This is a genomic window from Arsenophonus endosymbiont of Crataerina pallida (genome assembly GCF_964020125.1).
GTDB lineage: Bacteria > Pseudomonadota > Gammaproteobacteria > Enterobacterales > Enterobacteriaceae > Arsenophonus > Arsenophonus nilaparvatae.
In genome coordinates this window covers 2,483,658-2,504,652 of sequence record NZ_OZ026540.1, presented here as the reverse complement: position 1 = coordinate 2,504,652, position 20,995 = coordinate 2,483,658, and the positions used below count along the sequence as shown (strand labels likewise).

33 protein-coding genes and 1 pseudogene are annotated in these 20,995 nt (G+C 41.8%); 3 read left to right on the top strand and 31 right to left on the bottom strand.

The window, feature by feature from the left end; all coding sequences use genetic code 11:
* Positions 1 to 55 precede the first annotated feature (55 nt).
* The gene (locus AACL31_RS13380) at positions 56 to 1,492 is read right to left on the bottom strand and encodes a penicillin acylase family protein (RefSeq protein ID WP_339054017.1); all 1,437 of its coding nucleotides are present in this window, start codon (positions 1,490 to 1,492) and stop codon (positions 56 to 58) included.
* A 148-nt stretch (positions 1,493 to 1,640) separates the two neighbouring features.
* On the opposite strand from AACL31_RS13380, the pseudogene AACL31_RS13375 reads away from it, so the two are divergent.
* Positions 1,641 to 1,817, top strand: a pseudogene (locus tag AACL31_RS13375) (IS91 family transposase); the annotation flags it as partial.
* On the opposite strand, the gene AACL31_RS21085 reads toward AACL31_RS13375, so the two are convergent.
* Together AACL31_RS21085 and AACL31_RS21080 are read right to left on the bottom strand one after the other, a co-directional pair.
* The gene (locus AACL31_RS21085; protein ID WP_422389286.1) at positions 1,793 to 1,885 is read right to left on the bottom strand and encodes a hypothetical protein; all 93 of its coding nucleotides are present in this window, start codon (positions 1,883 to 1,885) and stop codon (positions 1,793 to 1,795) included. The pseudogene AACL31_RS13375 and the gene AACL31_RS21085 sit on opposite strands and share 25 nt — an antisense overlap.
* 106 nt (positions 1,886 to 1,991) lie before the next feature.
* On the bottom strand, positions 1,992 to 2,135 hold the full coding sequence (locus AACL31_RS21080) for a hypothetical protein (RefSeq protein WP_422389285.1): 144 nt from the start codon (positions 2,133 to 2,135) through the stop codon (positions 1,992 to 1,994).
* Positions 2,136 to 2,229: 94 nt separating this feature from the next.
* Between AACL31_RS21080 and AACL31_RS13365 the strand changes: the two genes are divergently transcribed.
* Positions 2,230 to 2,511, top strand: coding sequence for an Arc family DNA-binding protein (locus AACL31_RS13365; RefSeq protein ID WP_310512426.1), 282 nt, complete (start codon positions 2,230 to 2,232; stop codon positions 2,509 to 2,511).
* A gap of 20 nt (positions 2,512 to 2,531) precedes the next feature.
* Here AACL31_RS13365 and AACL31_RS13360 read toward each other — a convergent pair whose 3' ends face one another.
* The 26 genes from AACL31_RS13360 to AACL31_RS13245 form a co-directional block, all read right to left on the bottom strand.
* Positions 2,532 to 2,810, bottom strand: coding sequence for a DUF1799 domain-containing protein (locus tag AACL31_RS13360; protein WP_310512425.1), 279 nt, complete (start codon positions 2,808 to 2,810; stop codon positions 2,532 to 2,534).
* A gap of 26 nt (positions 2,811 to 2,836) precedes the next feature.
* On the bottom strand, positions 2,837 to 3,142 hold the full coding sequence (locus tag AACL31_RS13355; protein ID WP_310512424.1) for a phage tail assembly chaperone: 306 nt from the start codon (positions 3,140 to 3,142) through the stop codon (positions 2,837 to 2,839).
* Positions 3,143 to 3,154: 12 nt separating this feature from the next.
* The gene (locus AACL31_RS13350; RefSeq protein WP_310512423.1) at positions 3,155 to 3,805 is read right to left on the bottom strand and encodes a phage tail tube protein; all 651 of its coding nucleotides are present in this window, start codon (positions 3,803 to 3,805) and stop codon (positions 3,155 to 3,157) included.
* A gap of 49 nt (positions 3,806 to 3,854) precedes the next feature.
* Positions 3,855 to 4,256 (bottom strand): phage tail terminator-like protein, encoded by a 402-nt coding sequence (locus AACL31_RS13345; protein WP_310512422.1) that lies wholly within the window; start codon positions 4,254 to 4,256, stop codon positions 3,855 to 3,857.
* Positions 4,253 to 4,738, bottom strand: coding sequence for a hypothetical protein (locus AACL31_RS13340; protein WP_339053250.1), 486 nt, complete (start codon positions 4,736 to 4,738; stop codon positions 4,253 to 4,255). Before AACL31_RS13340 ends, AACL31_RS13345 begins: the two co-directional genes overlap by 4 nt.
* 1 nt (position 4,739) lies before the next feature.
* On the bottom strand, positions 4,740 to 5,090 hold the full coding sequence (locus AACL31_RS13335; RefSeq protein WP_310512420.1) for a hypothetical protein: 351 nt from the start codon (positions 5,088 to 5,090) through the stop codon (positions 4,740 to 4,742).
* 2 nt (positions 5,091 to 5,092) lie between these two features.
* Positions 5,093 to 5,578 (bottom strand): DnaT-like ssDNA-binding protein, encoded by a 486-nt coding sequence (locus AACL31_RS13330; RefSeq protein ID WP_310512419.1) that lies wholly within the window; start codon positions 5,576 to 5,578, stop codon positions 5,093 to 5,095.
* A gap of 49 nt (positions 5,579 to 5,627) precedes the next feature.
* Positions 5,628 to 6,845: a major capsid protein gene (locus tag AACL31_RS13325; RefSeq protein ID WP_310512418.1), complete on the bottom strand. Its 1,218-nt coding sequence runs from the start codon at positions 6,843 to 6,845 to the stop codon at positions 5,628 to 5,630.
* Between the two features lie 12 nt (positions 6,846 to 6,857).
* Entirely contained in the window at positions 6,858 to 7,628 is a 771-nt protein-coding gene (locus AACL31_RS13320) for a hypothetical protein (RefSeq protein ID WP_339053249.1), read from the bottom strand.
* A gap of 115 nt (positions 7,629 to 7,743) precedes the next feature.
* Positions 7,744 to 8,868: a phage minor head protein gene (locus AACL31_RS13315; protein ID WP_310513130.1), complete on the bottom strand. Its 1,125-nt coding sequence runs from the start codon at positions 8,866 to 8,868 to the stop codon at positions 7,744 to 7,746.
* Positions 8,865 to 10,235, bottom strand: coding sequence for a DUF4055 domain-containing protein (locus tag AACL31_RS13310; protein WP_339053248.1), 1,371 nt, complete (start codon positions 10,233 to 10,235; stop codon positions 8,865 to 8,867). The genes AACL31_RS13315 and AACL31_RS13310 overlap by 4 nt, the downstream gene beginning before the upstream one ends.
* Positions 10,235 to 11,722, bottom strand: coding sequence for a terminase (locus AACL31_RS13305; RefSeq protein ID WP_339053247.1), 1,488 nt, complete (start codon positions 11,720 to 11,722; stop codon positions 10,235 to 10,237). Before AACL31_RS13305 ends, AACL31_RS13310 begins: the two co-directional genes overlap by 1 nt.
* A 2-nt stretch (positions 11,723 to 11,724) precedes the next feature.
* Positions 11,725 to 12,237 carry a terminase small subunit gene (locus AACL31_RS13300; protein WP_339053246.1) on the bottom strand — a complete coding sequence of 171 codons (513 nt, stop codon included), beginning with the start codon at positions 12,235 to 12,237 and terminating at the stop codon, positions 11,725 to 11,727.
* 21 nt (positions 12,238 to 12,258) lie between these two features.
* On the bottom strand, positions 12,259 to 12,456 hold the full coding sequence (locus tag AACL31_RS13295) for a hypothetical protein (protein WP_339053086.1): 198 nt from the start codon (positions 12,454 to 12,456) through the stop codon (positions 12,259 to 12,261).
* The gene (locus AACL31_RS13290) at positions 12,453 to 13,043 is read right to left on the bottom strand and encodes a BRO-N domain-containing protein (RefSeq protein WP_310513620.1); all 591 of its coding nucleotides are present in this window, start codon (positions 13,041 to 13,043) and stop codon (positions 12,453 to 12,455) included. Before AACL31_RS13290 ends, AACL31_RS13295 begins: the two co-directional genes overlap by 4 nt.
* A 243-nt stretch (positions 13,044 to 13,286) precedes the next feature.
* Positions 13,287 to 13,358, bottom strand: coding sequence for a hypothetical protein (locus AACL31_RS21075; RefSeq protein ID WP_409014165.1), 72 nt, complete (start codon positions 13,356 to 13,358; stop codon positions 13,287 to 13,289).
* Positions 13,348 to 13,575 carry an Rz1-like lysis system protein LysC gene (gene lysC, locus AACL31_RS21070; protein WP_422389251.1) on the bottom strand — a complete coding sequence of 76 codons (228 nt, stop codon included), beginning with the start codon at positions 13,573 to 13,575 and terminating at the stop codon, positions 13,348 to 13,350. The genes AACL31_RS21075 and lysC overlap by 11 nt, the downstream gene beginning before the upstream one ends.
* Complete coding sequence (locus AACL31_RS13285; RefSeq protein WP_339053245.1) at positions 13,490 to 13,870, bottom strand: hypothetical protein; 381 nt, start codon at positions 13,868 to 13,870, stop codon at positions 13,490 to 13,492. The genes lysC and AACL31_RS13285 overlap by 86 nt, the downstream gene beginning before the upstream one ends.
* Positions 13,840 to 14,322, bottom strand: a complete 483-nt coding sequence (locus AACL31_RS13280) for a lysozyme (RefSeq protein WP_339053244.1) — start codon at positions 14,320 to 14,322, stop codon at positions 13,840 to 13,842. Before AACL31_RS13280 ends, AACL31_RS13285 begins: the two co-directional genes overlap by 31 nt.
* Positions 14,282 to 14,461, bottom strand: coding sequence for a phage holin family protein (locus AACL31_RS13275; RefSeq protein ID WP_339053243.1), 180 nt, complete (start codon positions 14,459 to 14,461; stop codon positions 14,282 to 14,284). Before AACL31_RS13275 ends, AACL31_RS13280 begins: the two co-directional genes overlap by 41 nt.
* Positions 14,462 to 14,825: 364 nt before the next feature.
* Positions 14,826 to 15,149 (bottom strand): GrlR family regulatory protein, encoded by a 324-nt coding sequence (locus tag AACL31_RS13270; protein ID WP_339053242.1) that lies wholly within the window; start codon positions 15,147 to 15,149, stop codon positions 14,826 to 14,828.
* A gap of 189 nt (positions 15,150 to 15,338) precedes the next feature.
* Positions 15,339 to 16,208: a Kiwa anti-phage protein KwaB-like domain-containing protein gene (locus tag AACL31_RS13265; protein ID WP_339053241.1), complete on the bottom strand. Its 870-nt coding sequence runs from the start codon at positions 16,206 to 16,208 to the stop codon at positions 15,339 to 15,341.
* A gap of 12 nt (positions 16,209 to 16,220) precedes the next feature.
* Complete coding sequence (locus AACL31_RS13260) at positions 16,221 to 16,745, bottom strand: hypothetical protein (protein ID WP_339053240.1); 525 nt, start codon at positions 16,743 to 16,745, stop codon at positions 16,221 to 16,223.
* A gap of 187 nt (positions 16,746 to 16,932) precedes the next feature.
* Entirely contained in the window at positions 16,933 to 17,424 is a 492-nt protein-coding gene (locus AACL31_RS13255) for an antiterminator Q family protein (RefSeq protein WP_339053239.1), read from the bottom strand.
* A gap of 68 nt (positions 17,425 to 17,492) precedes the next feature.
* A complete protein-coding gene (locus AACL31_RS13250) occupies positions 17,493 to 17,708 on the bottom strand; it encodes a hypothetical protein (protein ID WP_339053238.1) in 216 nt (71 codons plus the stop codon).
* A 68-nt stretch (positions 17,709 to 17,776) separates the two neighbouring features.
* The gene (locus AACL31_RS13245; RefSeq protein ID WP_339053237.1) at positions 17,777 to 17,965 is read right to left on the bottom strand and encodes a hypothetical protein; all 189 of its coding nucleotides are present in this window, start codon (positions 17,963 to 17,965) and stop codon (positions 17,777 to 17,779) included.
* 161 nt (positions 17,966 to 18,126) lie between these two features.
* Here AACL31_RS13245 and AACL31_RS13240 point away from each other — a divergent pair, with 161 nt between their 5' ends.
* On the top strand, positions 18,127 to 18,558 hold the full coding sequence (locus tag AACL31_RS13240) for a type II toxin-antitoxin system PemK/MazF family toxin (RefSeq protein WP_339053236.1): 432 nt from the start codon (positions 18,127 to 18,129) through the stop codon (positions 18,556 to 18,558).
* Between the two features lie 220 nt (positions 18,559 to 18,778).
* Here AACL31_RS13240 and AACL31_RS13235 read toward each other — a convergent pair whose 3' ends face one another.
* Together AACL31_RS13235 and AACL31_RS13230 are read right to left on the bottom strand one after the other, a co-directional pair.
* A complete protein-coding gene (locus AACL31_RS13235; protein ID WP_339053234.1) occupies positions 18,779 to 19,000 on the bottom strand; it encodes a DUF1187 family protein in 222 nt (73 codons plus the stop codon).
* 39 nt (positions 19,001 to 19,039) lie between these two features.
* Complete coding sequence (locus tag AACL31_RS13230) at positions 19,040 to 20,926, bottom strand: toprim domain-containing protein (protein ID WP_339054016.1); 1,887 nt, start codon at positions 20,924 to 20,926, stop codon at positions 19,040 to 19,042.
* Positions 20,927 to 20,995: the final 69 nt, after the last annotated feature.

Here is a 20,995-nt window from a genome sequence, read left to right as displayed (position 1 = left end):
CCCACTAGACGCAGGATTGTTTGCAATAGAATATTCAGTATTGATTCCTCAAATATTAGCTCTTCCCAGGTTCCAAAACGAGCGTGTGGGCCGTTTTTCCTGGTTGCAAAGGAAGTGGCTCCCCTTTTACCCAGTGATCATGTCCGGCAACGAACCATGGACTTATCGGATTACCACTTTGCCCGCCAGGCATTGTTAGCGTACCTTGATCCTCTTTTGCCGGAGCAACAACCAGCCGACTGGATGCACCAAAGCCAGGACGATTAACATGGGGCACATTATGATCACCTGATAATGGATCCGATGGTGCCGCAAACCAGGGGCGTAAAAAACTGAACACATGTACAAACGGATGAACAATATCAGCCTTGTTGTTCTGTCCCCAGGTTGCCTCAGTGAGTTTTTTTCCTCCACTGGTCAGTGAAGTCAGTACGGTATCCAGTTGATTAGCAAGAAAATCAGCCCAACAATTGTATGGAGAAGGGATCCATTTTTCAGCCTTGATTAAGGTTATCACCGTTTCATCCCAACGGGTATTGGCTTTCATATAGCTGGCTTGAGGCCATTGCGCGGTTAGTATTTTATCAACTTTACTGAATATGCCACTATAAATCATGTCACGCCATGCTGATAATAGCAGGTATCCGACAGAATCAATGCAAGCAGAATCCTGCCATTCAGTAATAAAACCCGCAGCCTCCTTACGAAGTTCATGACCTATTATTTGTTCATTTAGTAACGGTAATAATACCTTTTTCCATTTTTGTATAAGAGGCGCTCTATCATCTAGTTGAATCGCTCTCATAACATCGGCAGAGATTTTGTCAGCCTGTTTAAGGCAGCGTTTTATTTCCCAGGAGCGAACCCCAATATCTGCGCCACCATCGCCAATATAAAGGTATTTATTATCGAAACACTGTCTGTTATTGGCTGACCAGAGAATACCATCAGGCGGATCAACAATATCCGGGTGTTTTTCAGCGGCGAGTAGAGATGCTCCCCATGCAGAATTTTCATCTAGTGGATAAGTATAATTTTCATACGGATCCAATCGCTGTGGTAATCCTCCTGCCAGAGTCCAGCCTATGTGTCCTTCTTTATCTGCCAGCATCATGTTAACAGCTGGCATGCCTGATGCCTTGGCAATATTGATCGCCTCACGAACATTGTTAGCCTCGTTTAAAGATAAGAAATTCAGTGAAATGGCTTGTGGTAACTGGAGAACCCAACGCATGGCCAAATTTCCTTCCTGGGTCGACACCACAGGCCCCCAGGGACTGACAGGGATATTTAGTTCAACAGTGTCATATCCTCCTAACAATTTTCTTACTTTTATCATTTCTTGATGAACTGGCCAGTGTGTTATTGGTTCCTTGGTTCGGATAAAATCAAAAGTACTGGCATAAGCATTTGTGAGCCCCCAGGCAATACTGCCATTACTTCCCACAACAGTCGCCGGTAATCCCGGAAGAGTTAGTCCAGCAAGGGTGATATTTTCACCTTTGTCGGTACAATATGTTATTTTTGCCCGGTACCAGTAATTAGCAACTGTCTTGGACAGTAGCCCGCCTGCGTCGGGAGCTAAGACGCTGTAAGTAAATGGCTGTCCTTAGTAACCGCCTCCCGTTATAATCCGGTGTATGTATATTCCCCGACCCGCAAAACTTCTCTTCCAGATAGATGACGGCTGGAACCGGTTACTCATGAAATACGGCTCTTCCGTTCCCGAATGGACTAAACTGGTCGTCGAACGGATGCTCGCCTGTGGCACCGGTGCTATGGGTATCCGTCGTTATTGCTGCGACTCCCCTGACTGCCCCGCCCAATCAATCCCTATGTTCTCAACAATCGGGCGCATAGCAACATAAGCCACTCCTTCAAACATCGCAGTAAGTATTTGTTGTCCATGGAACTCTAATGAAGTGCTGTTAATTGCTTCAATAACTGATATACTATTCATGTCGGTTTTTCCTAGAAATTTACTGACAAATTTAGAGGCCATGGCTATCGCTATTAGCTGTGGCCTCAGTGTTTTTAACTACATATTCCTTCAATACCTGAACTACTATATAGTTCACTGATCTATCTTTATTTTTGGCTATTAACTTCAATTTTTTCCGTAAATCATCCGGCATTCGGATATTTACCTGAGGTTTCCTCATTATTAATTTATTCATATATAATCCCTTTAATAGTAGCCAATGGCTACCATGTCAATAATGAAATTTTATGGCTACTGAAATGAATAGAAACCCACAGATAAACATTAGACTACCTATTGACCTAAAAGACGCGGTACAGAAAATGGCCGAAGATAATAAGCGCTCTGTTAACGCTGAGATTGTATCAGTTTTAATCAATGCAGTTAAAAAACATCATCTAGAAAAAACACCTCTTGCATTAAAGGAATTATCTTTTTCACCTGAAATTATTGATGATATAGCAGAAAAAGCGGCTGAAAAAACAGCAAAGATACTTATAGAAAATAAAAATAACCAACATAACGGTTAAGGCCCATAATGTATTGGTAATCAGGTTTGTTGGTGCATCATCGCTAAGGCTTTCGCTTCCATCACCCGTATATCATTAAATAAAGCCCCTTTATCCTGATTAATACCCAAAAAATCGATGACGGGGGATAACACGCTGTAATCCAGTCCTGTTGGACCATTCACGCCCATTCGCCACTGAGTACGCAGAGCATTAAAGGTAAGATAAGCCTCCCAGACATCGGGCCAGACTTCGACCTCGCTGTCTTCCGGCCTAAAACCAAAGGCGGCTTCAAAATTGCGGATGTCGGTCTCGGTCATGCCACCATACATGGCCTCAACGACCGCTAGGAGTTTTTTTCGCGTTGACCTAATAGTTTGCTATAATACGTTGTACTAATGGCGCTGGCGGCTGCGGGATAGTTGTCAAATAGCAATTTTAAATTTTCAGCGTGATAAGGCTCTTCAATCGCCCAGTCAGCAATAATCTGCTGGTAGAATTCATCAATCGGCATTTCACGCATGGTTTCCAGTTCACTCATGGCTTTGTGATTAAAGGTGAAGGTCACTACCTCTGGCTCTTTTTTGCCTGCCACCGGAATGAGGACATTGGCTTTAAACGTTGGCTTGGGTATCAGGGTAAATTTCGCCATACTGCATCCTTACTATGCTGTATAGATTTGCATATCAGATTTAAGTGAGAAACGGGCTACCACGTTTTCAACTTCATTGATAGCGGTATTCGGCACCCGCTGGAACGATACCGAGGCGGTGTAATAACGATCTTCTGCGGCACGTTTATTGAAAAACCGGATAGCAGTCATTTGTTTGTTATCATCCAGTTTCATTAATAATTGTCGGATCGGTAATTTCGCATCATGCGCAAAGGTATAAACCTGAGTAATCCCATTTTTAAAAGTATCAACCGTTTCTGCCTGCTCATCTTCTAAAAATTGAATTTCCTGTGTTTGCTGCTCACCGCCCTCCGTCGATAATGTCATGACTTGCGGCATCGCCTCCCATTCTTCCACTTTCTTCAAGATTCCTTTAGCGCCACCGACAGGAAAAACGGCTTTATCGGTGGTATCGATTGATTCCAGTGTAATACTGGTATCAGCCGTTGTCTTGACCCGAAAAGCACCCGACATTTTCTTCCAGCCGGAAGCAATTTGTACCACATCGCCGGCTTTTATGTCACCGGCAGAATCAACGGTTAACACACTCTCTTCTGTATTTGTCGCATCTTTAATGTTTATTTCATCCCCATATTTACTAGCTACATAAACACGCGAACCGTTAGGAATATTATATGCCATGATAAAACCTCATTATTTACTTATAAAAAACCACCTTCTGGCGGTAATGTTAAATTGTAGAGTGACAACGATAAGGAACGCTGACGGGGAGGATATAATTAACCTGATCACTGATTGCTGGAAATAAACCTGGCTCACCACTTAAAAAAAGGTTATCGGTCATCGAAAAGCCATTTGTTAAATAGTTTATTAAACGGTTTGCGATATTCATGACCGCTGTATCGCCCGTTCCTGCTTTGCCCACCACATTTATCTGAATGACACCGCTGAATACAGGCATATCGAGCGATAAGCTTAAATTTTTCGTTGTCGCTGGCATGATGTGCAATTGTAGATAGGGTTCATTGATATCATCGAATTCACAATTTGGCCAGGCAACCTTGATATTCTCAGACTCAGCAAATTGAGCAATATGCGCACGGATTGCGGCATTGATGGTTAACGGGTTCATCCTTTACGCTCAGCGATGGCCTGATGAAAAAACTGCTGAAATTCTTGTGCCGTGATCCGTACCATTCCATTCGGTGCATGTTTTGAATGCCCCATCTCAAGCCGATAGGCATAAGGCACTACATTGGAAAAATAGACTGACTGCATGCCCACTTTAAACTGACCGATAACAAGATTGCCCTCAGTTTGGGTTACTCCACCAGTTTTATCTATTCGTCCCGTTTCTTTCATTGGTATTTCATCAAACGTCACTTGCCAGTTGCCCCGAAATCTTCCCCCCGTAAACCCTGCGGGCTTCCTTTCTTTTCCTTTTCCCTTTTCGGCTATTTTAGCATTCACTTGCCAGATAGAAGGGTTACCGACAGGCGACATCATGACCAACCTTGCGAGTATCTTTATAAATGTTACCTTGGTGACCACTTCCATTTTCTCTTCTGCTTTACTGACAAACGCATTAATGGCTACTGTGAAATTATTTGTCATATTAAGTTCTCAATTGTGCAATGAAACAAATAGTTTGACGTTGGGGCTTTATCTCTTTTACAGTAATCACACGATAATCCCTGTTATCAACAATAATGATATCTCCTTTTTGAATATCACTCTTTGCAGGCGCAATGAATTTAATATCACTCGTTAATATGAGCGTACCATCGACTTCGTTAATACCAAAATGCGTCTTTACACCCACCGCCGTTAAGGCCACATCGGGTTCGATAATCTCCTGACCCTTTTTATCAACATAAAATTTGCCTTTTCTTTTTAACACATAGTCCATGCCGTACTTCTTTATCAAGCGCTCAGTCGTTTTACCCATTCGAGCATAAAGATTCATTATCACCTCACCGAAAAGGCATTGATGGCAAATCCAGAACGTGTATCTAACAACCCATTCAGTAAACCATTTAGCCAGGTAAACTTGGGTAAACAGGAATTTGTCCCCGAGGCATATTGCACCGTGATAGCCCCCTCAATACGTTCCGTGGTCACCTCGCCCCCTAACGTTGGCTGCAAATCCTCGTTTTCTGACTCAATCGCCAGCCGACACTGTGCCATAACGAGTTGCTTAGGAATGACATCATTAGCAACAGGCACACCGTCATAAAATAACCCTGTTCGGGGGAAAGATAGCGGTTGAGTTAAACATGTTCGTTTTCCTAACCATTGCTGTGACGCTAAATAGTCCATCGCATTAACCAGCATCGACTCAATGTGTAGGTCATCTGTCGGTATATCAATCCCTCTTTCACGGGCATAGCGTTTTAAATCCTCAACGCTGGCATAACTATTAAATGTTGGTGAGTTTTTATCCGTATTAATCATGCTGACCTCAAAAGAAAAGGGACAAAAGTCCCCTTAAACCCATTTTTCTTTAGGAAAAAGTGAGACTTTCTGTGGTTCTCATTTCACCATCCACTTTTGCGGTAACGGTAAACTGTCCCGCTGTACTGGCGGTTAATTTGACGCTGGACTTACCCTTTGCATCGGTTTTAGTCGCCGTTTTACTCAATTTTCCACCTGAGCTAGACCACTCAACATCGCTACCCTGAACAGGTTGATTATCTTTTGTGTAATCAAGCAAAATAGTGACGGCATCACTGTTATTGGCTGTCGCGGTGGTTTTATCCACCGATAACCCTACACTCGCTTCATGCTGCAATTGTATCATTACGCCTGCCGTTAATTTATTACTGGTGAAATGTTTCTTCCAGTTGCCAGCTGTGCCCAATTTTGTCAGATCAGGATTAGTCCCTTTTGATTCATCCCAGCTATAACCGAGTACGCCCACATTCACCACGCCTTCACCCCGATAGCCAACGCCTAAATTTTCCTGATCGTTGATTTCATAAGAGCGAAAATGGGGTTCTTGTGATTCCGTGATGGTGATAGCGCCTGGTACTAAACCAAATATTGCATCAACAGGCGCCGTATCGGTGACTAATACAGGTTTACCTAATGTCCCAGGTTGACCACCGTAGATCACCACCCCCGCTTCTTCGTACACCTTGTTATCAATCGCCTGATCAACAATGTCAAAATAAGTTGTTGAGTGCATGACAAACAGATTGACACGGTTAAATTTATCCCCGTATTTGCGCAACCCCTTAGTGAGGGTCTTCTTGCCATCGGTAGCAATGTTCGCCGTCACCACCATATCCGTGTTAGCGCCAATCGCTGCCCCCAATGCTGCCAGGGAATACTTGATATAGCCTTCAAGCGAAGCATCCGCAGCATCCGTACCCACAAGCTCAGAAAACTCCGATACATCCCGACCACGTCGTTTAAAAGACTCTTCGGTGATTTCATAGGGGCCATATTTCCAAGGGGCTTTAACGTCAACGGATTCTCCCGCGCCAATTTTTTTACCGGTAACTTTATCCGTAGAATTCACGTCACGATGTTCAATCGAACCGCTAATCTGATAAAATGCCCGTTTACGCAAATCGCCTTCAATAAAAACATTATCTAGTACAATTGCGCCATTAGATGCCTGATTAAACACCTCAAGATTATCTTGTCTGCGCTCTAAAAATGCAGTTTGAGCCAAATCGTTATAAATAATTAAATCACTATTAACCGTCGTTGCCATTATATTAGTTCCTTACTTAGGTAATCCCAGATAAGCTTCTCGACCGAAACGCCGGATATATGCGGCCTTATCAGCTGAAGACATCTGAGAACGTTTAAAATGTGTGCCCCCTGACTTACTATTCCCCGCACCTGTACCTGATGCAGAAGGAAATAAATGCGGTGCACTTTCTTTTAGCGAATCAATCCACTCAACGGAGGTTAAAGGTGTACGACCATCTTTACCCATAATCGGATTGTTTTCTTCATCAACAGCGACGGCCTGACCTTCATCATTGATTTTAAATATGCCCTTGGCACGTAATATTAAATCTTCCTGAGCACTGGCTAACGCGCCGGATTGACTTGCAGCCGCACGAATTTCATCGCCTAAAACCCGATTGCGGAATTTATTGGCAAATTCTTCTGCCTTTTCCGCCCGTCGCTTTTCAGATTGAAGCTTTTTGTCTACATCATGGCGCAATCGTTCCGTGCGCTTATTGATAACCTCGTCTATCTTGCCTGCGGCGATGAGTTTCGCTTCCTCATCGTTTTCAAAACGTTGCAAAATGCCTTTGACTTGCTCAGGATCAATTCCTTCAAAACGCTTTAAATTATCGGTTTGCTCTTTGAGCTTACCGAGTAATTCACTATTTTTTGCCTTTAGTCCTGTTACCTGCTCATTAATCTGCTTATCAATAATGGCTTGAACTTCCGGTGTGATCGCTGTGCCGCTAGCCCCGCCGCCACCATTTGGGTCTTCTGCTGATGAATGATAGTTGCGATCGATGTTTAAAACGCTCATTATGTCCCCTTGGGATTTTGTCTATGCGCCTTGCGCGTTAAGTTAACTCAGCCCTAAGCCGAATTTAGCGAACAAAAAAGGCCACCGAAGTGACCTTGATTGCCATGCATATTGGTTAAATTCCTATTCCAGCTTCTTTAAATGCCTGTTCGTCTATCTCTCGTAATTGAGCCAAAGAAATAAACTCACCTTTATCGGTATAAAATTCTGATGGATGCATGCCACCCTCTTTCATTAACCGATAGCGTACTTCGCCAAATACCTGCTTTTGTCGCCACACGGGTTGTCGTTGTATCCATTCAAGAAAGGTTGTGCCGACAGGTATTTGTCCATCCATCGAGGCCCGTGTACCTTCATTCATCTCATCAACATCAATCCCCAATTCTCGCCACGATTTGGTTATCCATGTTTCAGTTGAACGACAATTCCAATGAATTTTTCCTGGGCCTTGTAAATAGGGCACTTTATGACCGATTGGCTTACCTTCGAGGGTATATCTTAATCTATCCCGAATAATACAAGGGGGCGATGTTTTATTATCCAATGTGGACAGCCATTGCTTGCCCTCAAGAATATTTTTATTCGCTTTAGCAAACTGATTTCGGGCAGTGGCTTGTAGATGATTAATCGCCGTTTTGGCAATACTGTTTGCGTTAGCCCGAGTAATTTGTAGCGCGCCATCTTTATAACCTTGCTTGGCGTGACCGCGTATTTTACGACCAATTTGCACAGCACTATCACCATTTAAATAGCCATTACGAACCACATTATTAATTCGAGTCATGCGGTCTTTTTCCAGACCATCAACCCACTCAGATAACAGTTTTCCCTGAAATGGGCGCGACATTACCGCTGAATAGAGCATATCTGCCGTGAGATTCATGAGTGGATATCGGCGAAGAACTGCTTTAGGCATAAGAAAGTTAAATAAAGCCGGATAATAGTTTACCTCATATTGCGCCTGCGCTTTCATTTCGTCGCTCAACAGCGAAAACGCACTGGCTACCGCCTTCTTATTGATAGCCTTAACACTGGCTAGCAAAGATTCTAATCGCCTAACAGTAAAACTATCCGCATCGATATTAGCGTCATCCAGCGCCACAATTAAGGATACACTGAGCTGGGCATCGAATGCATTAAGGGTGTTAACCATCTTTTTAGCAACCCCACTACCGTAACGGCTGGTAAACAGCGAATGCGCAAGTAACTCATCCATCAGTCGCTCATTCACCGTTCTCATCGCTCACCTATCATAGTGGGTTGCTGATTGTTAAGTTCGTCAATGACGTCATCAACCTCATCAGCCGGATTGATAATGTCAAATTTTTGTAAACATCGAACCAGATCTGATTTACGGGTTGCTCCCGATTGCCAAGCTGCCACTATCTCTCTTATCATCGCACTATCAGCAATGTAATTGACCAAATCGCGGTTAATTTCAAATGAACACCCATTCGCCTTTAAGCCAAGATATTGGCCACCCCAGATTAAGCATTTAGTAATTGCTTCAGACACATTCGAACAACAGATACTTAAAACAGACGTTTGGGCGCTTAATTCACCCACCGACTGGATAACCGTTTTGACTTTACTGTCCGCAGAGACTAACTGTGCCCCTAACGCCACCATATAATCACGCTTGCTGTCCATCGCTTCTTTCGCTAGCATGTTAGGCTGTGCCTGAATGTAGCCACAGGAACCTTGTTCAGGTAACAAAATAGGTGAGCGGGAGCCGACTAATATGCCCTTTTTCTCTAACCAGTCACGCCATTCATCTCTTAAGCCGCTAATATAGGGTTGCACCTGGCCACAGAAAAAAACCGAATCTTCATAATCGGCAGAATTTCGATAATGACCCAAATTGATTTTGGCTAGTCCTAATAACGGCGCTTCATCAATCGTGTGATCATTATTTTGAGCACCAATAAAGGTAAACGGAATTTCATCCCACGCACCGCCAATTCTACGCTTTGGAATATACTCGACATCTATTTGGTAAAGGTTGCTGCCTGCAGGTTTACGATACACTCGACAGATAAATTTCCCGTCTTCAATAGCAAGAACCCGGTATTGAGTGACATCCTTAAACCCAAAACCCGCTTTTTCTTCTACTGTTTCACGTAATACCACCAACGTTAAGTGATTACGGCCATTAATGCGTTGGGTTCGCCAGTTAATAATGTCTTCAGCTTTGTATTGAAAAAAATAGACTTGTTCTGACGTATCATTATAATCGACATACAAGCCATGTCGTCCCACTTCCAACACGGATTCCAGTGACGATTGCGCTAATTGATAAAGACTGGAGCCCGCTCCATCAGCATCCTTTTTAAGATAAGCAAGCCTTTCATTAATCTCCACGAGAGGAGCTTTTTTAAAAGCCATTCCTATCATCCCATAACGGGTATTACCCGTTATGGGATAGAAAACTGCCCGTTCCTGATAATCTTTATTGCGCTTTTTTTTGCGGTTTTCATCAGACTCTTCTAATGTTGGCAAGTATGATTTAATATACTCACCCCCTCGACACACTGTCCGAACCAATCCCCATTGCAACGTAAATAAATTATATTCAGGACGGATAAAATCAACATTAGTCATACTCATTAGAATGTAGTTCCTAAATTAATCTCAAAGGCGGGACGATGTTTATTTTTTCGGCTAACAGCAAAGTACCTGAATGCATCGGCATCATGAGAAGTGAAATCATGCAGTGGCTTGTCTTTCCAGCAGCCGAGCCTGTCATTCCATTCTTTGCGATAAGCTTCTAGATTTGCGATACCCTCGGCACATTGATGTTCATCAAAAACACAATTTGGTAATATTTCACGTACAGCCTCAATCCCTTCATCGATCGATAATCTTGGCACTACATCAAATCGTATTGTGTATTTCTGTCCACCAATATCATAGCCTTCTCTGGCAATTTCACGCCGTGATTTCGCATCCGAGCCAAATTCACGATTATCGATGTCATGGGGGGCATTATGACTGGCGTAACTGTAACCTTTATTTTTTAGCACCTCCATATAGTGCCGTAAGCCCTCACCACTATTTGCGTAGTGATCGATAACATGAAATTCCTTACCCACCTCACGAACAAACCAGATTGAAGTTGAATCCCCCACCCCAATATCCCAGAAAGTATGAACGGGCAAATGGCTGTTATCAGGCAGTTGTCCAATACGCTTGTTTTGATAGAGATAGCGAAATTGTTTAGCATAATAAGCGCCCTCTACTGATTGCTGGAAAGCTTCAGATGGCAGTGAGGGATATTCCCGTTTGATATCATCTCCAAGTGTTTTTTCTTTGGCGTAATACCACGCTTTTTGGTTGTTGGTTAACTCAATTCCGTGCTTTCCTGCCAATTCATCGAAATAATCGATTAACCGTTGAGGTAATAACGAAACAGGCGTCATTGAATAGTCAGGATTTTTCCACCAGGGGAAAAAAAAGAACTTCCAGTCTAATGGCGAAAGCGGTTTTGCCTGAATTTGCGCTTTTTCAGCAGATTGACAGTAATCATAAAAATATCCTGCTCGTCCCTCCGCTGTGCTTTCTATTGTCGTAAAACACTCACTGGAGACAGCCTCAAACGCACCTGTTACAATTTCTCTTGCCTTATCAGGATATTTTGCGCATATTTTACCAAATTCAGAGATATGTAAATAACGCAATGTGCCACCACGAAAGGACGTACTAATGTAAAGTGAACCACCCTTTTTGAAAACCAGCTCTCCAGCAGAATCATTACTGGCAGGATTGGCTGCCTTGATTTCGGCTGGAAGTTTGTCGTAAGCGTATTTGACTTTTTCTCTGAAAAGTCGCTTGGCATCAATTAACGTATGCGCAATTAACGCACATTTAGCCGATTCAAATAAGGCCGCATCGAGCTGAATAATACAAACTTCCGTAGTGAAACCCAGCTGACGCGCTTTAAGAATGATGTTCCTGGTGTGCATTCCCTCAAAATAAGTCAACTGCTCAGGCGTCATATTAAAGCGAATCGATTTACCTGTTTTATTCGTTATCAAGTAGAGATGATTCAGTCTCCAAAACTTATTGCGTAATAACGCTAAATGGTTTGGCTTCATTGTTATCCTTTAGACAAATCATCCATGAGGTCAGATAGCGTACCAACTACATCATGCTCATTTTTTATTTGATCTCGGAAAGCCTGAACAGAAACATGCTTACCTAAAAGCTCAAGGTTTTTGATTTTGTCAGGCCACTTTATTTTTTTGAGCAATGCTTCTGCGCCATCAACTCGTATGGCTGCAATGTCAAAACCGCTTAATGTTGTTCGCCACACTTTAGGCCAGTCTTTAATCGGTCTTAAATCACCTGATTCGGTAATAATATCCAACACATCCATCTGGTCGATATCAACCAGTCGCTTAAGAACGTAGTCAGCATTAACCTCAATGCGATTCTTGCGTTCTTCCATGAGGGTTTGGATGCGTTTTTGAATGTTGAGTTTTGCTAAGTTTTGATATGCGATATCTTTTGCAGTTTTTTCACTGTACCCTGCTCTTATCGCTGCCTGCGTCGCATTTAAATCAATCAGGTACTCTCGACAAAATGCTTCCTGCTTGTTTGTGAGAGTCATAATATCTACCTCAATTAATAATTATCGTTTTTTTGTTAATTTCGCCCATCGTTTAGCCTGATTGAGACAATCCGCTATCATCTTTCCTCGTCTGCTAGCTGGCTGTTTGCGGTAATAGCGAATCGCTTCACTTGTGGCTAAACTTGCTACAGATAGAGAAAAGCCGAGCTTTAATAACTCGGCCTTGACATTCGCTTCGATGAATTGTTCTGGGGTCATACTGAATTATCTCCATTTGGCGTATCATCAAATCCTGGTAGTCTTAATTGAGAAAGTGCCATAATGGTTTTTTCTGCTTTACGTATCTTATTCAGATGACGCTTACGTAAGTTCATTAAGTCGCTTCCTTTTCTACCAAAATTGTCAAAAGACCATTTATTCGCAGCAACCAACCTGTTTTGCATTTCGCCAATGGTTAAATCCTTCAATTCATTAATATCGAGAGAGGCTAAAGTTGTTTTATCAATCTCTTCTTTTTCTATCAAATTAAGTACCCATTTACGTATCTCTTTAGCAACTGGCGTATCAGCAAGCATGCCTAACAAGTGAAGACCGCGCAGAGAAAATAAACGTACTTTAGTTTGAAGATTGGCTCCTCGCTTTGATTTATTCGAGGTCACAGTTGTGATGACCTCGGTCATCGCAGAAGTAAATTCATCAGCATTAGCATTGTATAAATTCGTTACCGATTTAGTCTTCGAATAAGCCAGCAATTCAGCTACTTGTTTACTTGTAAACCAAATTTTGTTATCTCCCTTGTCAAAGGGAGTAATACTTTTCTCTTTAAAAGTTAAAACGCTATTCATCGTGCTTTTCCTTATAGAAAATCGAACCTGCTCACACAGAAAAGCCGCCCACAGAAAAAGCACCATTTTAAACGGCGATTCTCAGGCTCGACTTTCTGTAAGGTTCTGTGTTTGATTAATGCGCGGTGAGGGCGCAGTGAGTGTTAAGATTTAAATGCGCCAATTAACGATTCATTGACACATATCTCATTGTTTTTATTACAAGAGGTCAAATTGACCCCTAGGATATTATTGATTTTCTTTTTAATGAAATTGACACTGTGATTTGATGTACTGCTGTAGATATTCCGTTTGTTTTTCGTTCTCAACTATCATCTCTCTGCTCCTCAATTCGCCTTATCGCCTGTTTGTCAAGATTACACTGCTCAATCACTGTCAGTAACTGCTCATTGAGTATCAGGCTATCACGCCATGTCATCATACCCGTGATTACTGGCGGTAAGCAATCAGCGAGTAGGTGAGATGGTACTGGAATGTGAGGAGTCTGAACGTATTCGATTTGTGTGCTGCTGCAACTCGACAACAGCACCATTAGGGATAATGCGATTGGCGCAATCCCGATTGGCGACATGCGTTTTAATTGCTGCTTGTGTTGCTTCAGAGTCAACCGCTTTACGCTGACGGGTTTCACTATTAATTCGTGCAATACCATTGATTGCCCTTATTGACTGAAAAGCATTAGTCGTGATGGCTATCTGTTTATTGAGGTCAACGGTGAGTTTTTTATTCAATGCCCTGACTTCGTTTAAGGATGTCAACAACCAAGATGCCCATAAGATTAATCCTGCAATAATCACTACGACAAATGCGTAAGGTCGCCATAACATATTACGCTCTCTATTTCTCGACGGGTCATTAGTCCTTTCCAGACTTCGCCTTTCACATAAACCCATCGTTTCATCTCATCACATGCTCCCTTTCGGTCATCAGCGTTGAGCTTTTTGAGTAACGTCGATTTAGCGAAATTTCCTACGCCCACGTTGTAGGCAAATGAGTAAAGGGCTGCCTGAGGGAGCGTATTGATACTGACCTTAATCAATGGATCAACGTAACGTTTAACCGCGTTTAAATCATCATTAAGCCACTGGTCACATTCTGCTTTGGTGTACGTCCGGTTAGGCTCAATATCGTTACCCGTATGGCCATAACAAACAGAAAGAATACCGCCACCATCGAAATAGGGCTTAAGTCTCAACCCTTCAAAATGCGTTATTATGCTTGAGGCCAAAAACAACGCACTACCGCCCGTTGCCATCACTATTTTTTTCGGTATTTTCATACTGACGCTCTTTGAGTTCGTACTCCTTTTTGCGGTAGTACACGTTGATTGAAAATGTCCCTATCGTGCAGATAATACCGACAATAGCCACCCACTGCTCAAGGGTAAAAAACCTAAAATGGTTGTCGTTATGCCCCACAGATAGGCCGTTGGGGTTGAGTATTTTTCAGACATGCGCATATACCCTCCCGTTGAGGGTTCCATTGCTTTGAGTTATTTGTTAAAAAAGAGGAGGGCATAAATAAGAGATGGTGGGCGCAACTCCACCTTAGGCGCGATTATCGCAAATGTTTGCATGAGGATCCACGATAAGATTAACAAAAAACCGATCGCCAATAGGCTCTTATTCTTGAGCGCGTCATAAAATATTGGAGTGACCAATCTCTGGATAGCTCTTTTTGGGTTTTCCCCGAAATTTTCATACAAATAGTAATGAATAGATTTTTCATGATAATTTTCCAAAAAAAAGCCACCGAAGTGACTTTATTATTTATACCAGAAACTTAACTTACCAAGTCGCCGATGTATTTGGCATCAATCGTTATTTTCATTTGCGGCATACCTTCAATATTACCGGATAATAAATAACCCTTTGCCGACTCCTCAATAGATAAATCGAGATTGAAGCTATCCAGATTACCGAACACTGACGTTACTGAGTTATCATGTCGCTCAATAGTTAATGATACGGAATTACTATTAACATGACCCTTGTAGGAGTAAGCAAAGTCACCACCGTTAACGGTATTACTTTTTGCTACGACTGTTCCGTTTCCAAAATCTTGCATATTACTTTTAAATGTAACGTAATAAATCCCATCCTTCATAAATACCTCATGCATTAATATTTAGCTGAATAACCAGCCTATAAATAATACAGGATAAAGGTATCTAATCGAATGGATAAGAAGTCAACCGCCTTACTCGTTTAGGCTATTTGAGTCTGTCAGTTTTGCGGTGGCGTAAACGAAAAACCCCACGTTTTCACATGAGGCTAATAAATTTGCAGAAAAGTATCAACAATCAGCAGTTTGTCTTGTTTTAGAAACATAGATAGTTTGAGATAGCGCTGATTCGTAATAATCTTCATCCAAAAAACGTAAAATTCGCATCAATTCAGCTCTTTTTTCAGGAAGAATAATTCTTCCATCTTGAGATAGTTGTATAATTAGATTGAAATTCTTAGCAGCAGCGACTATTTGATGCGTCGTAAAATTATCAAGTACTTTTGATTGGAGAATCAACGCAATCTTATTTCTAATCAATCTCCCAGCTTGACCTAAAAATTTTGATATATCATTAACCTGTAAACTTTTATGACCAGCAAAGGCTGCAATCTCATCATTAGTCGCTTCCTTAAAATATTCAGTCATGTCAAAAACACGCCGAAGAAGGTAAAAGCTCTGAAAACTTAATGAACTCCCATTCATGACTGCTAATAATTTAGTATCTAACGTAATTCCTGAGTCATTTATTTGTTGAAACGTGTCTTTTGAAAAAAACATTGATACTCGATTTTTAGAAGAAATTAGTCGGCGTCGTTCAAATAACTGAATAAGAATATACTTTTGCCCCTTGTGTAGATGCGATGTGAATATCGCCTTAACTTTATCAAGATAATGGAGTTGAGCATTGAAAGTCCCTACTGACAAAGGATTGTCTACTATCTCATTTATACCATCTATATCGGTAAAATCAGCAATATTTAATAATTCTCCCTCATCAGGGCTACAACGCCCATCAAACGGTATAAGCTCAGGCTCGTTACCCCAAAAAGATTCGAATTGCTTACTAAACAATGCCTTTATTTCAGCCTGCAAAGATTGAGTAAGCGGAAATCTAATAATTCGTGCACCTGGAACGTCCGTCAATGCAAAAAGATTCATTAAACCTATTCCTTAATTTGCCACACTAAAGTCTAAAACCCCATGCTCCCCAAGTTGCACAACATAATTCACAGTAGTGATGTCATTTATTTTTCTTTTGGTTATCATCAGATAGGTTATCCCATCTGCGGTTTCAACTTCATAAAAATGATAGCCAAACAACCCGAGAACAGGGTTTACCTGAAACGCATGCGTGCTCCACAATACAAACAAAAGCATAACGGCAGCCATAGCCCAAGCACCCAAGTCTGGTGCAGATACACCTTTAAATACCAACGGTAATACATACGCGGTAAAAAAACCGATAACTTCTTTATCTGCGCTTTTTGCTTTTTTTATACTTATCGGTAAGCATTCAAGATGCGCGCGTGCTCTATTGACTACAACAATTGCAGTCAATCCGAGAATAAGACATGCCACAAGAGCGATTACTGCAAATTGAAACTTATTACTTGTTACAAACACGTATGTTAATGATATAGAAAGTGGAGCAATAGCAGTAAGCGCAAACAAAATACGTATGAGTCGGCTTAACATATTCCCCCCCTTTCCCTCATTTTTTGAGAGGCTTCAAATCATAATAATATTAGAACTGCTGACCTAAAAATACAACGAACTTTTAAACGAAAAGCCCCGCAAAAAGCGAGGCGCTATGATTTTTTATATAGCTGTATCAGCTTACCTTAAAATTATTGGCCATTTGCCCATTAAAGTCAAGTCTTAATTAGGTAGAATTAATCATTTTAGCAACAGTGTTTTGATTTTTCATGACAGTTAATAGCCGATTGTGTATTAAATACAGGCTGGCATTGAAAATATCATCAATTTCTCTTCTGCATGTTCTAGGTGATGGCCTTTTCCACCTTCCGCCTGCCCTTGTCATCATCCTTCTGGGTTTCGCTGTCTTGTGATAATACGTGGCTATGCTGAGCTTTGATTTACCGTGAACATAATAACTTAACAAAATGTTGTAGGCTCTCTCGTCAACTCGCATAACAGAATTAACAACTTCAGAAATAATCAACCCTTCATCATCACGACACATGGGTCTTGAGGATATACTTTCCCCTTTCGCTTTTTTCATGAATCGCCAGATAATGTTGAATTGCCATTTATCCAACTCACCCGAATACACCCATGCGCCCCAAAGCTCAAGCCAATGATTTACCCAGTCATACTGTGCTTTTGTTAATTCCAATGACTTAACCGCCTTCATCTCTCCTCCGGCAAAAATAGGAATAGGGGCATAATCTCAATGCCCTGCGTTGAATGTTTAATGGTGGTTTAGTGTGTGGGCGCTATCTCTTCGCCCATTCGAAAGGTAATACCTGCCTGATACCAATCCGGTAAGAAAAACTCAATGCGCCCTGAAAATCCATCAAGCCGCATCGTTTTCATTCGTTTTAGCTCACTTTTCATTTGACGGTAGATTTCATCCATTTCACCCACCTTTAGATTTACAGGGGTATTCGCCAGCATCGCTATTTTGGCAATAGTCATCTCGCCATACGTTATTTCTGCATGCGCGGTAAACTCGTAAGGGTCTTCGCCTAGCTTACGATGACAGCCTACGCAGTGCGAAAACTATTACAGGGGTGATAACGGGTGGCTTTATGTCGTCTTGATTTGAAGTGTGAGCAGTGCAGTTTAGCGCGTTCATACTGAAAATGTCGTCCGCAATAATCGCATATCCAGTTTGTTCTTTCGCGGACTAATTCAGAGAACACGGCATCGTATTTATCCCTTTTTAGTGCCATTAATATTATTTCTCCCAATAAAAAACCCCTCATTGGAGGGGTAGCAATTAATGATTAAATTTAAGGTGATTGATTATTCTTGCCGTCTCTCAATAAAATTCTCTCCGTTTGACCGATTTTTTTATATAATCCGACAACTCTTAACTTATATAATAAATTTTATGCCAATTACTATTCATCCCAAGGCGGGGCAATTACTACTTTGTGATTTTTCTAAAGGATTTAGAGAGCCTGAAATGGTAAAGGCCTCTCGTCCTGTCATAATACTGTCAGGTTTTATTCCTGGGCGAAAAAACTTAGCAACTATCGTATCGTGTAGTACAGTTAAACCCGATATTGTCAGGAATTATCATTATAAGCTCCCTGACCAATCAACTCCTAAAAGTAAACACTTTATGGGTAGAGACACATGGGTAAAAGGTGACATGGTTTATACTGTTGCCTATCACCGATTGGATCTAATCTACTTGAGTAAAAACCGCGAAGGTAAAAGAGATTATTTTACCCAGCGATTTGGAAAAGAACAAATGAATGAAATATATCGTTGTGTTCTTCATGGGATGGGTATGAGTTTTATGTGTCAATACTTGTAATGGAATAATTTGTTATCTTAATTCTGTGTTGCATAAAAATTTTTCCCTGCTAACATTGCTAATGTCTCCTGCGTTAATCACATTCACGATTAGCTGACAGGCTTTAAGACTACTCTAAGGTGCGTCCATTGTAGCCAGCGTGACAAAAAGCGATTGCAAGCTAAGTCAACGCTGAGAACAAGCCCCCTTCCATGGGGGTTTTGCTTTATTAATCGCTCATTCATCCTGTGCCTGTTTTAATTTCATATATTCCGAGCTTTCCAGCCTTGTCACTGCCAACAGTCCAATAGTAACCTATCTCGCTAAATTGCATTTTGAACATGGACGGCTGGGATAACATTTTCAGGCAATCCTGTTCTGATAGTGCTTTGTCGCTAAAGCGATACCAATGCACAGGCTCGCCACCATCTTTAACAAGGGTTGCTTCAATTTGGTATTTCATTGAGGGAGTTCTGATTATTTGAAGATATTGAAACTGGGTTCAATCTCTAGATACATTGTTGTTCATCCAAACCTGGTCATAGTCACTGTTTGGCACGTTGGCGATGTAATTGTATGGACTTGTATTTTCTTCTGCTAAAAATTGATGCGCCTGTTTATCCAAATACAATGAGATTTTTCCTTCCCACCCTTCCCCATTTCGCTGTTTTTCCAGACACAATATGGAAGCGGGCTCTTTTAAATATTCCTGCTCTTTTTCAGTTAGTATTTGACTAGCCTCTAGTTTCTGTAACGCTCGTTCTCTGCGTTTATTTCGCCAGATGATGAAAAGGTTATCGGCAAGGTCAGTGATTGAACCTGAGCCTTTTACGTCCATTTTTCCTGTGGGTTTTTCTTCACTTTCCGATTTACGGCTGTGTGTCACTAAAATAACATGACTTGAAGTTTTGTTTTTAAAATCACACAATGCATCCATGAAGGCTTTTTGCCCATTGTAATCATCATCGGCAAGCCCACACTTCATCAGGCTGTCAATGATAAACAGATTGATACCATATCGGCGGTTAGCATATCTAAATATTTCCAGTAATCGTGATGATTTCGCTGTCCCTGTTAAGCCAAACAACCAGAGCCTATCGTCATAAAACTTAAAGGCAGATTCTATTTCTAATTGTGAGGGTAATTTAGTGCATGTTGCCTGACGAGTTAGGCGCTTTAGAAACGTGGCGGGTTTTAACTCAAACGAAGCAACACAGGCTCTCATTCCCTGACGCATCGCTTCACACAGAATATGCCCCAATATTTCACTCTTACCGTGTCCATTGACCCCATTGAGTAGCGTTAACTCAGATTCACGATAACTAAAATGGCGATTTAATGACTCCCAAGGTGTCTTGAACAAATATTCCTCTCTACCGTAGAATGCATCCAGCGTACTCTGATAAAAATCTCTCGCTGTGCAGAGTTCTTCAGGGTCAAAATAAGCGGCTGTTTCAAGGTAGTGTACAATTTCCTGTTGTGTCAGGCCAGCCTGTAAACATTCGTTAATGTCCTTGTGGGGCAATTTGACTAAACGACACCGATATTCCCCTAATCGACGAGCAATTTCCAAGGCGGCCTGTTGCCCCACTTCGTCATTGTCCATTGACAACCAGATTTCAGTAAAGCGGTCAAGATTATGAAATTCATACTCAATCCACTGTTGTTTTGCCCCACTGCCGCCGCCAAAGGGAACCGACAATGCGCTTAACCCGTACTGATGATAACTCATGCAATCAATTTCACCCTCGCACAATATGACTGCACGAATCGCTTTAGGTAACGCTTGCCAGCCAAACAAACAAGGTTTACAATCCGCTTCAACTGAAATGACCTTCTTCCCACTGGGTCTTACTGTGCTAATCCGTTTTACCTGTATCAGCTCGCCTTCTCGCTTGTAAGGGAAGGCTATCGCGGGTATTTCTTTGTTTGCTTCAGCTGACCAAACAACGGCATCACTGACTTGGAATTCTTCTGCCGTTTTGCGGTCTATGCCTCGTGATTGAAGATATTCGTAACAGTCTTTTGGTTTACGGACGGTTTTCTTCAGTGATGCGGGTTGTGGGCGTTTAAACTGTTTTTTCCGTTTTGCTTCAAATGCACCGGATTCATCCGCTATCCCTAGAAACTGTTTTGCCTCTGCCATCGCCTGATGCAAACTACAGTCCCTGACCTGCACCCACAAATCCAGTAAATCCCCCCCTGTTCCCTCAGCAAAATCTGACCAAACCTTTTTGCCAGACAGATTAACTTTTAAACTTTTCCCCTGCTCCCCATGCACAGAGCCAGCCACCCACTCATGACCTTCTTTTTTGCCTTCAGGTAAGAGATATTTAGCCACTCTGACAACATCAAGCCATAAGCGCTCAGATAATTCCGCAATCGTTATCATGCTTCCCTCAGATTAAATTTATCAAAACCGTATTGCACAATGCCAGCACTCAGCCAGCCGTAGTTA